Origin of the sequence: Vibrio sp. NFR, assembly GCF_027587095.1 — a bacterium.
Classification (GTDB): Bacteria; Pseudomonadota; Gammaproteobacteria; order Enterobacterales; family Vibrionaceae; genus Vibrio; species Vibrio harveyi.
Genome location: NZ_JAPPTN010000008.1, coordinates 1 through 14,297, shown reverse-complemented (window position 1 = coordinate 14,297; position 14,297 = coordinate 1). Strand labels below are relative to the sequence as shown.

Below are 14,297 nucleotides of genomic sequence, written 5' to 3'. Positions count from 1 at the left end.
GATAAACCGAATTTATTTTTCAGTCTGTACGGAATTTATTCACAGTTAATTTCTTGAAGAACTATTGAACTATAACTAGCCTTTTAACATAAATATAACAAAGAGTGCTGAAATCGTAGTTTTTGTGATTTTTCGTAAATTTGTTCGATATTTGCATCGGGAAGCAAGGAAGCTCGCGCAAGCGCAGCGGCTGAGCAGAGGAGAGATCTTTTGAAAAGATTAGCAACTACTCTAGCCTTATTAACGAATGTGATTTTTATCACGTTTTCTTCGTCCAGTTGGTCAGAGCAGAGTGATTACAACATGACGCGAGGTGTTACGGGGATCAGTGAGCAAGTGTATGAATTACATATGCTGATCTTCTACATTTGTTGCGCTATCGCTTTTGTTGTATTCGGTGTGATGTTCTATTCCATCTTCAAACATCGCAAGTCAAAAGGGGCAGTTGCCGCTAATTTCCACGAAAGCACTAAAGTGGAGATCATCTGGACCGTTATTCCGGTCATTATTCTTATCGCTATGGCGATTCCTGCGACCAAAACGCTGGTGGCGATGGAAGACACCAGCCAATCTGACCTTACTGTGAAGATCACCGGCTCTCAATGGAAGTGGCACTACAGTTATTTCGGCGAGGATGTCGAATTTTTCAGCCTACTTGCTACCAGCCAGAAAGAAATCGATGGCATCGAAGCGAAAGGGGCGCACTACTTGCTCGAAGTGGATAACCCGCTGGTTTTGCCTATCAACCGTAAAGTTCGTTTTTTAATGACTTCCGATGACGTAATTCACTCTTGGTGGGTACCTGATTTCGCTGTTAAGAAAGATACGATCCCTGGTTTTATTAATGAGGCTTGGACCAAGATTGACGAACCGGGTGTGTATCGCGGTCAGTGTGCAGAGCTTTGTGGTCGAGCGCATGGTTTCATGCCAGTTGTCGTTCACGCGATGGCGGAAGACGATTTTGACCAATGGATAGCAGACAAGAAACAAGAAATTGCCTTACAAAAGGCGGCTGCTCAAGAAGCATTGACGCAAGACCTTTCAATGGAAGATTTGATGGGACAAGGCGAGTCGGTTTACACCGCGCGCTGTGCTGTGTGCCATCAAGCGAACGGCGAAGGCATTCCGGGCGCGTTCCCGGCAATCAAAGGCAGCGAGATAGCCAAAGGTCCGGTTGTTGCTCACATCGACGTATTGGTGAACGGTCGAGCTGGTACCGCCATGCAAGCTTTTGCTAACCAACTAAGCGATCAAGAAATTGCCGCTGTAATTACCTATCAACGTAATGCTTGGGGAAATGATACTGGCGATACCGTTCAAGCATCCGATGTTAACGCCTTTAAGGCACAAGACAGTGCCAAGGAGGAAATATGAGTAAGCCAATTGAAAAAGTGGTGAAGTCTGCTCCTGCTGAAGCGCAAACTACTGCAAACACGACCATTGCGATTGAAGACGACCACGATCATCATCACGCACCAAAAGGGCTAGCGCGTTGGCTTTATTCCACCAGCCATAAAGACATCGGTACGCTTTATTTATGGTTTAGCTTTGCTATGTTCCTCACTGGCGGTGCGATGGCGATGATCATCCGTGCTGAGCTATTCCAACCGGGTCTGCAATTGGTTGACCCTCAGTTCTTTAACCAAATGACGACCGTACATGGACTAGTGATGGTGTTTGGTGCCGTCATGCCAGCGTTTACTGGTTTAGCCAACTGGATGATTCCAATGATGATTGGCGCTCCAGATATGGCTTTACCACGGATGAACAACTTGAGTTTTTGGATCTTACCTTTTGCGTTCCTTATTTTGATCGGCTCTTTGTTCTTACCGGGTGGTGGCCCTGATTTCGGTTGGACTTTTTATGCGCCGCTTTCCACAACTTATGGTCCTGATAGTACGGCGTTGTTTGTTTTCTCAGTCCATATCATGGGTATCAGTTCCATTATGGGTGCCATCAACGTTATCGTGACTATCGTAAACATGCGTGCACCAGGCATGACTTGGTTCAAGCTGCCAATGTTTGTTTGGACTTGGTTAATCACGGCGTTCTTGTTGATCGCGGTTATGCCCGTATTAGCCGGTGCGGTCACCATGGTTCTGACCGACAAATACTTTGGTACAAGTTTCTTTGATGCCGCTGGTGGCGGTGACCCTGTGATGTTCCAACACATCTTCTGGTTCTTTGGTCACCCTGAGGTATACATCATGATCCTGCCTTCGTTCGGGATTATCTCGGCAATCATTCCGGCTTTCAGTGGCAAGAAACTGTTCGGCTATCATTCGATGGTTTACGCAACCTGCAGTATTGCATTGCTGTCATTCCTAGTGTGGGCACACCATATGTTTACGACGGGGATGCCAGTATTCGCCGAACTCTTCTTTATGTACTGCACCATGTTGATTGCAGTGCCAACTGGCGTGAAAGTGTTTAACTGGGTGGCGACTATGTGGCGGGGCGCAATGACGTTTGAGACGCCGATGTTGTTTGCCATTGCTTTTATTGTCTTATTTACAATAGGTGGCTTCTCAGGCTTGATGTTGGCGATTGTACCTGCGGATTTCCAATACCATGACACTTACTTTGTTGTTGCGCATTTCCATTATGTCTTGGTATCCGGTGCGGTGTTCTCGATTATGGCCGCGGCGTATTACTGGCTACCGAAGTGGACAGGCAATATGTATGACCACAAGCTGAGTCTATGGCACTTCTGGTGTTCAATCATTTCGGTCAATGTGTTGTTCTTCCCAATGCATTTCTTGGGCTTAGCAGGGATGCCAAGACGCATTCCTGATTACGCTATCCAGTTTGCCGACGTTAACCAAATCGTATCGATAGGTGGCTTTGCCTTCGGTCTGTCTCAATTGATCTTTCTGTGGCTAGTCATCAAATGTATTCGTGGTGGTGAAAAAGCAACGGCAAAACCTTGGGAACGTGCAGAGGGTTTAGAGTGGACGGTACCTAGCCCAGCCCCACATCATACATTCACAACTCCGCCAAAAGTCGATTAACCGAAGAGTGAGGTGAGTGAGATGCCAAGTAATTCATCCAATAAGAGACTCACTATCAAGTTGCTGCTAGCGACAGTGCTGATGTTCGGCTTCGGTTTTGCTCTTGTGCCACTCTACGACATCATGTGTGATGCATTGGGCATTAACGGTAAAACCAGTGATGTGGCCGCAATTCAACCGACGGGTATGCAGGCGGATATTACCAGAACGATTCGTGTGGAATTTATGGCGCACGTTAGCCCGGACATGCCTTGGGAGTTCAAACCAAAAGTCGTTTTTATGGATGTTCACCCTGGTGAAGTGATTCAAACCGAATATCTTGCTTTTAATCAGAGCGGTGAAGATTTGGTAGGGCAAGCTGTGCCATCCGTATCGCCGGGTACTGGTGCAGCTTACTTCAATAAAATCGAGTGTTTTTGCTTTAATCAACAGCCATTGGAAGGTAAGCAGCAAGCGAGTATGCCTTTGATTTTCTACATTGAGCCGGATGTGCCGGATTCAATTCATACGTTGACCTTGTCTTACACACTCTACAAATTTCCTCCTCAATCGGGCGAGTCTTCAACAGCTAGCCTCTCAGGGAGCGAGAAACAGACCTTAACGCCGCAAACCAAAGCGCGTCTGTAAGGAGAGAACTTATGAGTAACAAGCCTGAGACCTATTATGTTCCCGCACAAAGCAGTTGGCCAATCGTAGGAGCTTTTGCGCTGTTCCTCGTTGCTGTCGGTGCCGGAATGACCGTTCAAGGTACTCAAAGTGATGGCGCGGTTGGTACGTTAGGCGGCATCATTCTCGCCATTGGTATGTTGTTTTTGCTCTATATGCTGGCAGGGTGGTTCAGCAACGTCATCACAGAGTCTCTTACCGGAAAGTACAGTGCGCAAATCACGCGTTCATTTCGACAAGGGATGAGCTGGTTCATCTTTTCGGAAGTGATGTTCTTTGGTGCTTTTTTTGGTGCTCTTTTCTACGCAAGAATGATTTCCGTGCCTTGGTTAGGTGGTGCAGATAATAACTTAATGACACATGAGGTATTGTGGCCGAGTTTCGAAGCAATCTGGCCACTCACCACCACGCCGGGTGGTGATACGACCCAAGCAATGCCTTGGCAGGGTATCCCATTAACCAACACCATCTTGCTGCTATTGTCATCGATTACGTTACATATGGCACACATCAGTTTAGAGCAAGATAAACGAACAGCACTGATTGTCTGGTTGGAAATCACCATCGTCTTGGCGGGCTTCTTCCTCTATTACCAAGCCGTTGAATATGCACACGCTTATCAAGATATTGGGCTGACGTTGCAGTCCGGTATTTACGGTAATACCTTCTTTATGCTCACGGGCTTTCACGGTTTGCACGTTTGTCTCGGTACCATTTTCCTCATTGTGCTGTTATTCCGCATCGCCAAGGACCACTTTTCTCCGAAAGACCATTTCGCATTCCAAGCTGGCAGTTGGTATTGGCACTTCGTTGACGTGGTTTGGCTATGCTTATTTGTTTTCGTTTATGTGCTGTAAAGCTAGTAAGGGCGAGGATTTGGGGCTATCCATCCTGCCCCTAACGCTACGAGAAGGAGAATCACGACTAACGCAGAAAACATGACACGACGACCGAGATAGTGGCTCATTGGTTTGCCTTTCTTCGATGAATCCTCTGGGTCTTCGCGAACCATTTCGATAAGCGCTTTTGCGAGGTTAAAGATGATGAAAAGCAGCAAAAGGACAAGCGTTAACTTAAACAGAAATACGGTGGACATGGCACCTCCGGTTTCGTCGTCAATATTATCGAAATGGGTTTGGGTTGCTGTATTTTTAACTGTGGCTGTGTTTTCTCTATTGGTCAAACTGGGCTTTTGGCAATTGGAACGTGGTAATGAAAAGCAGCGTTTGGAACAAGCGATTTTAGCAAGGGAAAATACCTCTTATCAGGACATATCTGAAGTACTGGAAAAGAACGATTGGCGAGAAGAAAGTGTTATAGGGATTAAAGTAAAAGCAAATGTGACGCCTGAATCACTCCCAATTATTTTATTAGATAACCAGACCTATCAGGGTGAAGTGGGTTACCTAGCGTTTCAAATCGTATCGATGTCTCATGATCCGGCGACTCTGACGCTGCTTGAACTTGGATTTGTGAAGGGGAAAAGATCCAGAGCCGTACTTCCGAAGGTTGAATATCTGACAACGCCATATGACATCACAGGGCGTTTGTATCGTAAATCTACTAATCCACTAAGTTCAGACCTAATGGCTGAAATGGGCGATACGATAAGAGTGCAAAACCTCAACATTAATCAACTTAGCCAACTGCTTAATATTGAGTTAATGCCTACGGTCATTCAACCTGACAATCTAACGCAATGGTCGTACCCATTTCCTTGGAATCCCTTACCGTTAACCAGTGCAAAGCACTTTGGTTATTCTTTTCAATGGTTTGCTATGTCTGGCGTATTTTTGTTTATCACAATCCTGATTTTTATTCGTTGGATTCGACAACCACGCTCACAAGGAGGTGAGAAATGACAAATGCAGTCACGAAAGGACGAATTGTATTGGTGTCTCTGATTTGTCTATTTGCGCTCCCCGCGATTATTGCCAAGGTTGTATTGAGTCAAGGTTGGTACGAAACGGGGGTAACCAATCGAGGTGAATTGGTTGAGCCATATATCACGCTCGAACAATTAGGTCAGCCATCACCATTAGACGAAAAAGGTTGGCAATTAGCGTATGTGTTGCCTCCGGAGTGTAAAGAACAGTGCCAACAACAAATACATTTGATGCAACAAAGCCACATTGCATTAGGTAAATATCAGGAGCGTGTGGTGCCAGTTATCTGGACTTCGGAAGAGACCAATAATGTTGCCCAGAGCAAGAGCATTGTGGTGATGCAAATGAATGATTCGTTGTCATCGAGAGTGAAAGCAGGGCAGATGTTGATCGTCGACCCTCTCGGGCAGCTAGTTATGTCCTATACGCCAGAAGCCAACGAGGATTTGGTGCGGTTAAGTAAAGATGTATTGGCGGACTTACGAAAGCTATTGAAGTTATCACGCGTAGGCTAGGGAGAGTGCAATATGACGTTAAGTCGTTTGGTTAAGTTCAGCCTGTGTCTTACTCTTGTAGTCATTATGTTGGGAGCATATACACGCTTGGCTGATGCGGGGTTGGGATGTCCAGATTGGCCTGGTTGCTATGGTCAGTTATTTGTACCCCAAACTGAAGCTGAAGTTACTAAGGCAAATGCTCTGTTTCCGGAGCGAGCAGTGGAGCAAGGAAAAGCGTGGTTAGAGATGATTCATCGTTACTTCGCTGGAACTTTAGGCTTAGTCATTCTGATGATGGCAATCATGGCGGTGAGAGCAGAGCGAGTTGATCCGACAATTCCGGTTTTGCTTTGCGTTCTTGTTTTGGGCCAAGCGGCATTAGGAATGTGGACGGTAACGTTAAAGCTGATGCCAGTGATAGTTATGCTTCATCTACTTGGCGGCTTTACGTTGCTTGCACTTCAAGCGCTGTTCTACTGCCAATTACAATCTAAAAACAGCCTCTACTTTTCTCCTTCTTCCAAGAGCGTGAGAACGTTCTCTTTGATGGCTTTTGGTGTGGTGTTGTTGCAGGTGTTGCTTGGCGGATGGACATCATCAAATTATGCCGCATTAATGTGTACCACTTTGCCAATATGTGAAGGTAACTGGACAAGCTATTTGTCTTGGAAAGAGGCATTTTCGTTTTGGCAGACAGGTTTTGATAACTATGAGTTCGGTGTCCTAGATTACCCTGCCAGAATGACTATTCATGTTAGCCACCGTATTGGTGCCATTATTACCGCATGCGTGGTGTTGATTTACTGCATCTTACTATTAAAACAAGATTCACATCATTCCCAACGCCTCGGTATCTGGATTGGATTCACCTTGGTGTGTCAGATCTTATTGGGCGTGAGTAACGTTGTGTTCCAGCTCCCTATTTATGTTGCGGTGGCACACAACCTCGGCGCTGCCATTATGCTTACACTTATTTGCGTTAGTCAGTTCTACCTATGGCAGGGTAAAGCTCGTTGGGGTCATCAAGCGAAAGGAGTTCGCTATGAGTAAAGAGATCGCGCTACCTCTAGAAAGTGGTAAGAGAAAGATTGGGTCAACCTATTTAAAACTAACAAAGCCAAAAGTCGTCGCTCTTATGTTAATTACGGCTATTGTTGGGATGAGCTTAGCTCCGATTGCTGACTTTCCTTGGTTACAAGCTGCCATTGGTCTTACTGGTATCGGCCTAATGGCAGGCTCTGCTGCAGCGTTTAATCACCTGATTGATCGCCGTATTGATGCGCGAATGGCTCGCACGCACAAGCGACCTTTGCCTTCCGGTGATACTAACCCTTTGTCTGTTGCGATTTTTGCTACTGCTCTGGGGGGAATTGGGTTTGTGTTGCTTCATGCCTTGGTCAACCCACTGACGGCATGGATGACCTTCTTAAGCTTGTTAGGTTATGCGGTGGTTTATACCATGTATCTTAAGCGAGCAACCCCGCAGAATATTGTGATTGCAGGGATTGCAGGCGCAATGCCGCCACTACTCGGTTGGACGGCGGTAACTGGAGAGTTACACGCACATGCTTGGCTATTGGTAATGATTATTTTTATTTGGACGCCGCCACATTTCTGGGCGCTCGCAATTCATCGTGTCGAAGACTATCGCAAAGTGGATATCCCAATGCTTCCAGTCACTCATGGCATTGAGTACACCAAGACATCAATTCTTTTGTATACGATTCTACTCACGCTTGTCTGTATTTTGCCTGTGCTGGTGGGGATGGTCGGCTCTGTATATTTATTCTCTTCATTGCTCCTCAATGCTGGCTTTATGTATCAAGCGTGGAAGTTAAAGTTTTCACCGGAATTAAATAGCGCAATGGAAACGTTTAAATTCTCCATCTATCACTTATTGGCGCTGTTTGTTGCGTTATTGGTGGATCACTATATTGGTGTGTTTTTATGATCTAGAGCCACACAAGGGCAAGCTCACAACTGCACCGAACTCCGGTGCAGTTTTTGTTTGTACGGCGCAATACTAGGGTCTGCTGCTGTCGTTCCCAATAATGTTTATACCCCAGTCAACTCGTCCTTCGGGAGCGTTTGATTGACCCGATTACTGTGTCAAACAACATGGAAAGAACCGGCTATGACACGACCTTGTTTTCCTTACTTACTTTCGGTAATCAAGGGAGCGATGGCAATGCTCTGAATTCGGCGTCGTGGAATCATTTGGGTATATTGGTTTTGGAACCAAGAACGATGAACTATGAGTCTTTGAGAAAACTGCCACTTTTCACCAAACTTGAAATCAAATATTTAATCGAGCGTACCGTCAGGTCGCCTTTAGTATAAGAGTCGGAACCAGATAGGATGGAGAAGGGCGAACAGAGAAACTGAATGAGTTTGATAAAGAGTGAAGGGTAAAGCTGAAGCAAACAAAAAGGGATGCCGAAGCACCCCTTAGACTAGATTAGAGCGGGAACTCTTATTCTGGTTGTACCAATTCTTCGTATTGGAACTCAGGTACGACAACTTCAACACGACGGTTCTTCTCGCGACCTTCGTGAGTGCTGTTGTCTGCAACTGGGTTTTCTTCACCCATACCAGTAACTGTGAAGCGGTCTGCATCGATGCCTGCTGCGATTAGGTAATCCGCAACAGATTGAGCACGACGCTCAGACAGTTTTTGGTTGTAAGCTGCTGGACCAGAGCTATCTGTGTAACCAGTGATTTCAACTTGAGCTTGTGGGTACTCGTTCAAGAAGTTTACGAAGTTGTCTAGACGCTCAGATACTGAATCAGTTAGCTTCGCACTGTCGAATTCAAACGTACCTGTACCGTACTCTTCTTTGTGCGTCTTCGTCATCATTACTGGTTCTGGCTCTGCAACCACTTCTTCTGTTACTACTGCTGCGACAACAGGTGCTGCTGCGAACTTGTAGTTAACACCGATACCAAAGAAGTTTGCATCCATATCATCTAGGACATCGTCAGAGATATCTTGGTAACGTTGGTATTCAGCACGAACACTCCAGTTTCTATCGATAGTGTATTCAGCACCAAGCGAGCCTGTAGGAACGAAATCTTTTTCGTCACCCGAAATCATGTAAGCACCACCGATTTTCGCGAATAGATTCCACGTATCGTTTAGATGCCAGTTGAATTTAGGCGCAAGCGTTAATGCCCAAAGATCACCGTCGATCGTATTTACTGTATTAGCCCCTGACTTGAAATTAGCTTCGTAGTCACCTAAGTAATCAACACCGTACTCAAGGCCAATGATATCGGTAAAGTCGTAACCGATGTGCATTCCGGCACCGAAAGCATCATCATCACAAGGGCTGTTTAAATAGCAAGCATCATCTAGCGTAGTCATGCCCACTTTGCCCCCGATATACATTTCAGCTTGAGCAGAGTTAATTAAACCACCAGCTACCACTGCTGCTACTGCAATTGCTACTTTGTTCATAATGTTTCCTTGTATTGATTGCATATTAGTTTCTACTTTGTTTTTACAACTTGAGTAAAACTAGGTAGTTATAAGAAATTAGTTTAATAAGAAATAAGTTTAATATTCATTTAAATTAACATCAAGCAACAATATCTTAGATCTTGCTACACTTTTCGTCGCCAAATACCTCACAAACTTCTGATATTTCTTACATTGTAGACAAGATTTTCAAAGTTACAGGAAAATATATGATAATTTTGAACTTTCCGTGTACATAAAAATTTACGCTGTGTTTTGTTTTGAACATTAGTGGTTAATTTGCATTTTTTTAAAAAAAGTGATTGCAAGCGGTCGGCGAAGTCGATAAGTTACTTGCATTGACACGATTAAATGAGCCCACAGCCCTTACTATTGCTTGCTTTGTGAACAATGTTGCAGTGAGTAAAGTTTGAGCAAAATAGTGGGACTTGGATAGTAATTAGGAAGTAGAAGTAATGTTTCAAACTGATGATGTAAGAATTAATAAAGTAAAAGAGCTATTGCCACCTGTTGCAGTGCTTGAAAAATTTCCGGCGACCGAAACTGCTTCCACAACTACTTTTGAATGTCGTAACGCCATCCACAATATTCTTGAAGGTAAAGACGATCGCCTACTAGTGATTGTTGGTCCATGTTCTATTCATGACCCAGAGGCGGCGGTAGAGTACGGTAAAAAACTGAAAGTACTTCGTGATGAACTCGGTGAGCAACTAGAAGTTGTGATGCGCGTTTACTTTGAAAAACCACGTACTACGGTAGGTTGGAAAGGTCTGATTAATGACCCGTACCTAAACGATACTTACAAACTTAACGACGGTCTTCGCATCGGACGTAAGCTTCTGCTTGATCTAACTGATATGGGGCTTCCAACGGCAAGCGAGTTTCTAGATATGATCACGCCGCAATACGTTGCCGACCTGATCAGTTGGGGGGCGATTGGTGCTCGTACAACAGAGTCTCAGGTTCACCGTGAGCTTGCGTCTGGTCTGTCTTGCCCTGTTGGCTTTAAAAACGGTACAGATGGCAACATCAAGATCGCAAGTGATGCAATCCGTTCGGCAAGCGCATCTCACCATTTCTTGTCAGTCACTAAGTACGGTCATTCTGCTATCGTTGAAACGGCAGGTAACCCTGATTGCCACATTATTCTGCGTGGTGGTAAGGAGCCAAACTATAGCGCATCTCATGTAGGTCAAATTAAGGATGAGCTGGATGCTGCCGGTCTGCCTAAGAAAGTGATGATCGACTTCAGCCACGCGAACAGCTCTAAGCAATTTAAACGCCAAATGTTAGTTTCTGATGATGTGTCAGAGCAAATTTCTGGCGGTGAAGATGCTATTTTCGGTGTGATGATTGAGTCGCATCTTGTTGAAGGTCGTCAAGACTTGGTTGATGGCAAAGTTTCAACTTACGGTCAATCGATTACTGATGCATGTATCGGCTGGGAAGATACGGAAACAGTTCTACGTCAGCTATCCGACGCAGTAAAAGCGCGTCGTGCCAAATAAAAATTGAGCGAATAACACTCACAAAAAGCCAGCTTCTTGCTGGCTTTTTTAGTTTAAGTAGAGAGTAGTTAGCTATGTCATGGCTTAACCTGTCGCACATAACCCATGTGTTTTAGCCTTAAATCCGTTAAGGTGTCTGGGTAGATTAAAAAACACTCAAGGAATGAGATGAATAGAAACGTCTGGCTATTATCACTTTGCCAAGCCTTATTGATGACGGGAAACATACTTCTGATTTCTGTCATTGCGCTTATCGGTAAACAAATTGCGCCTTCTTCAAGCATGATCACTTTGCCAGTAGCGTTGCAGTTTCTCGGATTAATGTCTGCGACGATCCCGGCGTCCTTAATTATGGGAAAGCTGGGACGCCGTCTGGGTTTTAGCTTAGGTAACATCATAGGTATAGCTGGAGCGTCGTTGGCAACCTATGCGCTATCTCTGCAAAACTTTACTTTGTTTTGTGCTTCCACCTTTTTGCTAGGGGTAGGGATTGGCTTTGGTACTTTATATCGATTTGCTGCGATAGAAGTGTGTGATGAATCAGCACGGCATCGAGCGATCTCGATTTCTATGGCAGGTGGCGTGCTAGCTGCCGTTTTGGGACCAAACCTCGCTATCTATTCGCAAAAGTGGTCGACAGATGGGCTTTATATTAGTGCTTTTGCTGTACTCATTGTCTTGTATATAACGGCATTAGTTTTACTACAGACGATACGATTTCCAGCGGCGCATACGCAAAATTGCTATGCAAAACCAGACTCTCTCAAGGACATTATTTATCGTCCTAACTTTATGATTGCGGTGTTAGCAGCGATGGTTGCCTATGCCGTGATGAATATACTAATGACAGCGACACCGTTAGCCATGATTGGCTGTGGGTTTGATTTCACAAGAGCTGCTGGGGTTATTGAATGGCATGTATTGGGCATGTTTGTGCCTGCTTTTTTTACTGGTCGGTTAATTGAACTATTCGGTGCAAAGAAAATGATTTTAGCTGGTGGTGTGCTGTTCATCGCGTGCATAGCAATTAACATGCATGGGTTATCTATTTGGCACTTCAGTACGGCGTTGATCTTACTTGGTGTTGGATGGAATTTTATGTTCATTGCCGCAACCAGTTTGTTTAGTCAGAGCTATGAAGTGAAAAATAAAAGCAAAGCGCAGGCGTTCAACGAGTTCTTCGTATTTAGTTGCGTCACCATTACTGCACTTTTGTCTGGTTGGTTGGAGTCGACAGTAGGGTGGCAAAATTTGAATTTGTACGTCTTACCTTTTGTCTTATTGGTGATGGCAATCTTTATTGTTAAAACGAATAATAATTCTGAATCTCAAATTGCATAAACTGAGTTCAAAATTTTATAAGACCCAGCTATTAAGGCTGGGTCTTTTTTGTCTATCAGCTCACAACCCGTAACATTATTGATTAATTATTGTTATCTAAGTGAGTTTTTTGGGCTTTAAATGTCGCATTGGTAAGATTTTTTCTCTAGCATTTTGTAATAAATATAACAATCGTGTATATATCCTGTCGCAATTTAATAAAAACTATAGAAGTCTCATCTATGTCAGCCTCAACTTCCAATAAAGCTCAAGAAAACCTCGTAGGAGATTCTGACGAACTGGTCTCCACCACCGATCTCAAAGGTGTTATCACTTATTGCAATGATGCGTTTTGCAGAATTGCTGAATACAGTCACGATGAACTGCTCGGACAAAACCACAATATCGTTCGCCACGGAGATATGCCCAAAGCCGCTTTTGGTGATATGTGGGCTCGCCTAAAACAAGGTAAAGCGTGGCGCGGAATTGTAAAAAACAGTACGAAGTCGGGTGGTTACTATTGGGTCGATGCTTACGTAACCCCAATTTATGAAGGCCATCAAGTTGTGGGTTATCAATCGGTTCGTGTTAAGCCCAAGCGAGAGTGGGTGGATATCGCTTCTAAAGCGTACCAAGGGCTTCTAAAAGCAGAGAAATCTGGTCGAGCGTGGGCGTTGAAGTTAAATGACACCTTACGCTATGCAATTCTTCTTGGTGCGTTAGTAGCACCAGTAACGAGCTTGGCTCTGTCACTTGAAGGTCCTCTTGCTTGGTTAACGACATTGTTACCGGCAGGTGTTTTAGCTGTTCTCTTCCGCCAGGAACTTGTTGATACGCCTCTGCAATTTAAAAGGTTACAAGCGCAGTACGACAGTGTAAGTCGTCTGGTGTATTCCGGAAATAAACCATTCTCGATTGCAGATTTCCATATCAAGATGCTCTCTGCCCGTATTCGCACCGTGTTAGGACGTATGACGGACTCAGCTCTGCCTTTACAAAGTTGCGCGGAAGAGCTTAGCAGCACGACGGCAGAAGTTTCATCAGCGCTAACTCAGCAGAATATAGACATTCGGCAAGTTCGCGATGCGACAGAGTCGATGGAAGCGTCTGCAAATTCAGTTTCATCCAGCACTAACGACGCGCATCTACTGATAGACGATACGTTGCAGTCATGTCTGATGGCGAAAGAGACCATCGACCAAACTCATACCAACTTAGCGCAACTTAGCTTACAAGCTGAGAAAGCGACGGAAACGACCTATCAATTGAGCGATCAAGCGCAAAAGGTAAGCCAATTAATGGAAGAGATTGGCGGGATTGCCGACCAAACTAATCTGCTAGCACTTAATGCTGCAATTGAAGCTGCGCGAGCGGGTGAACAAGGTCGTGGTTTTGCTGTTGTTGCTGATGAAGTAAGAGCGCTCTCAGGGCGTACTTCGAATGCGACTGAGCAAATTAAAGCATCCATTGAAACCATGCTTACAACGATTCAAGGTTGGCAGAAAGACATTATTGCCAACAAAGAACAAACGGACACTTGTTCAAATGTTGCAGAGCAAAGTGCATTGCGATTATCTGAAGTCGAGCAGATGATGCAAACCATGAGTGGTTTGATGGTGAATGTCGCGGACTCTGCTAATAAGCAGTTGCAGCTTTCTAGCGACGTAAATCAGCACATTCATTCTATTGCTTCGACAGCAGAGCAGAACTTAGCGGCAACACATTCTGTAGAGCAAAACAGTAAGCAGTTGAAAGAGCAAGTCCAAGATTTCTATCGACTAGCTATTCAGTTTGAAGAGAAGTGATTCCAACCAGTTAGCTGAATCGTTGTTGAAAAATGATTAGATAAAATAAAGCCCCGCCGAAGCGGGGCTTTTCAGTTTTCAAATTCGCAATAGAGAAAACTGATAATACTAAGCGATTAAGCTAGC

At 44.6% G+C, this 14,297-nt stretch carries 13 protein-coding genes; 11 read left to right on the top strand and 2 right to left on the bottom strand.

Annotated features, from left to right (window positions below):
- Window positions 1–210 precede the first annotated feature (210 nt).
- From coxB to OH463_RS15745, 4 genes are read left to right on the top strand one after another with little or no spacing between them, the layout of a single operon-like run.
- The gene (coxB, locus tag OH463_RS15760; RefSeq protein ID WP_009696373.1) at window positions 211–1,374 is read left to right on the top strand and encodes a cytochrome c oxidase subunit II; all 1,164 of its coding nucleotides are present in this window, start codon (window positions 211–213) and stop codon (window positions 1,372–1,374) included.
- Entirely contained in the window at window positions 1,371–3,011 is a 1,641-nt protein-coding gene (gene ctaD / locus OH463_RS15755; RefSeq protein WP_009696372.1) for a cytochrome c oxidase subunit I, read from the top strand. The genes coxB and ctaD overlap by 4 nt, the downstream gene beginning before the upstream one ends.
- A 21-nt stretch (window positions 3,012–3,032) precedes the next feature.
- Window positions 3,033–3,638, top strand: a complete 606-nt coding sequence (locus OH463_RS15750) for a cytochrome c oxidase assembly protein (protein ID WP_005452394.1) — start codon at window positions 3,033–3,035, stop codon at window positions 3,636–3,638.
- 11 nt (window positions 3,639–3,649) lie between these two features.
- Complete coding sequence (locus OH463_RS15745) at window positions 3,650–4,534, top strand: cytochrome c oxidase subunit 3 (protein WP_005452393.1); 885 nt, start codon at window positions 3,650–3,652, stop codon at window positions 4,532–4,534.
- 2 nt (window positions 4,535–4,536) lie between these two features.
- Here the strand turns inward: OH463_RS15745 and OH463_RS15740 are convergent, their stop codons facing one another.
- Window positions 4,537–4,773 carry a DUF2909 family protein gene (locus tag OH463_RS15740; protein WP_005452392.1) on the bottom strand — a complete coding sequence of 79 codons (237 nt, stop codon included), beginning with the start codon at window positions 4,771–4,773 and terminating at the stop codon, window positions 4,537–4,539.
- Between OH463_RS15740 and OH463_RS15735 the strand changes: the two genes are divergently transcribed.
- From OH463_RS15735 to cyoE, 4 genes are read left to right on the top strand one after another with little or no spacing between them, the layout of a single operon-like run.
- Window positions 4,772–5,539 carry an SURF1 family protein gene (locus OH463_RS15735; RefSeq protein WP_005452391.1) on the top strand — a complete coding sequence of 256 codons (768 nt, stop codon included), beginning with the start codon at window positions 4,772–4,774 and terminating at the stop codon, window positions 5,537–5,539. The genes OH463_RS15740 and OH463_RS15735 overlap by 2 nt on opposite strands.
- Window positions 5,536–6,078, top strand: a complete 543-nt coding sequence (locus OH463_RS15730) for a hypothetical protein (protein WP_029788565.1) — start codon at window positions 5,536–5,538, stop codon at window positions 6,076–6,078. The genes OH463_RS15735 and OH463_RS15730 overlap by 4 nt, the downstream gene beginning before the upstream one ends.
- A gap of 12 nt (window positions 6,079–6,090) precedes the next feature.
- Window positions 6,091–7,110: a COX15/CtaA family protein gene (locus OH463_RS15725; RefSeq protein ID WP_005452387.1), complete on the top strand. Its 1,020-nt coding sequence runs from the start codon at window positions 6,091–6,093 to the stop codon at window positions 7,108–7,110.
- Window positions 7,103–8,011 (top strand): heme o synthase, encoded by a 909-nt coding sequence (gene cyoE / locus OH463_RS15720; protein ID WP_269991560.1) that lies wholly within the window; start codon window positions 7,103–7,105, stop codon window positions 8,009–8,011. The genes OH463_RS15725 and cyoE overlap by 8 nt, the downstream gene beginning before the upstream one ends.
- A 522-nt stretch (window positions 8,012–8,533) precedes the next feature.
- Here cyoE and OH463_RS15715 read toward each other — a convergent pair.
- Window positions 8,534–9,517, bottom strand: a complete 984-nt coding sequence (locus OH463_RS15715; protein ID WP_005452383.1) for an OmpA family protein — start codon at window positions 9,515–9,517, stop codon at window positions 8,534–8,536.
- A 476-nt stretch (window positions 9,518–9,993) separates the two neighbouring features.
- Here OH463_RS15715 and aroG point away from each other — a divergent pair, with 476 nt between their 5' ends.
- The 3 genes from aroG to OH463_RS15700 all read left to right on the top strand — a co-directional run bounded on the left by aroG (window position 9,994) and on the right by OH463_RS15700 (window position 14,171).
- Window positions 9,994–11,046, top strand: coding sequence for a 3-deoxy-7-phosphoheptulonate synthase AroG (gene aroG, locus OH463_RS15710; RefSeq protein WP_009696367.1), 1,053 nt, complete (start codon window positions 9,994–9,996; stop codon window positions 11,044–11,046).
- Window positions 11,047–11,214: 168 nt separating this feature from the next.
- A complete protein-coding gene (locus OH463_RS15705) occupies window positions 11,215–12,387 on the top strand; it encodes an MFS transporter (protein ID WP_017190759.1) in 1,173 nt (390 codons plus the stop codon).
- A 221-nt stretch (window positions 12,388–12,608) separates the two neighbouring features.
- Window positions 12,609–14,171 (top strand): methyl-accepting chemotaxis protein, encoded by a 1,563-nt coding sequence (locus tag OH463_RS15700; RefSeq protein WP_009696364.1) that lies wholly within the window; start codon window positions 12,609–12,611, stop codon window positions 14,169–14,171.
- The last annotated feature ends 126 nt before the right edge of the window (window positions 14,172–14,297 follow it).

Coding starts and splice junctions, on each gene's coding strand:
- ctaD (WP_009696372.1), top strand. CDS start 1,371: ATGAGTAAGCCAATTGAAAAAGTGGTGAAGTCTGCTCCTGCTGAAGCG.
- OH463_RS15750 (WP_005452394.1), top strand. CDS start 3,033: ATGCCAAGTAATTCATCCAATAAGAGACTCACTATCAAGTTGCTGCTA.
- OH463_RS15745 (WP_005452393.1), top strand. CDS start 3,650: ATGAGTAACAAGCCTGAGACCTATTATGTTCCCGCACAAAGCAGTTGG.
- OH463_RS15735 (WP_005452391.1), top strand. CDS start 4,772: ATGGCACCTCCGGTTTCGTCGTCAATATTATCGAAATGGGTTTGGGTT.
- OH463_RS15740 (WP_005452392.1), bottom strand. CDS start 4,773: ATGTCCACCGTATTTCTGTTTAAGTTAACGCTTGTCCTTTTGCTGCTT.
- OH463_RS15730 (WP_029788565.1), top strand. CDS start 5,536: ATGACAAATGCAGTCACGAAAGGACGAATTGTATTGGTGTCTCTGATT.
- OH463_RS15725 (WP_005452387.1), top strand. CDS start 6,091: ATGACGTTAAGTCGTTTGGTTAAGTTCAGCCTGTGTCTTACTCTTGTA.
- cyoE (WP_269991560.1), top strand. CDS start 7,103: ATGAGTAAAGAGATCGCGCTACCTCTAGAAAGTGGTAAGAGAAAGATT.
- OH463_RS15715 (WP_005452383.1), bottom strand. CDS start 9,517: ATGAACAAAGTAGCAATTGCAGTAGCAGCAGTGGTAGCTGGTGGTTTA.
- aroG (WP_009696367.1), top strand. CDS start 9,994: ATGTTTCAAACTGATGATGTAAGAATTAATAAAGTAAAAGAGCTATTG.
- OH463_RS15705 (WP_017190759.1), top strand. CDS start 11,215: ATGAATAGAAACGTCTGGCTATTATCACTTTGCCAAGCCTTATTGATG.
- OH463_RS15700 (WP_009696364.1), top strand. CDS start 12,609: ATGTCAGCCTCAACTTCCAATAAAGCTCAAGAAAACCTCGTAGGAGAT.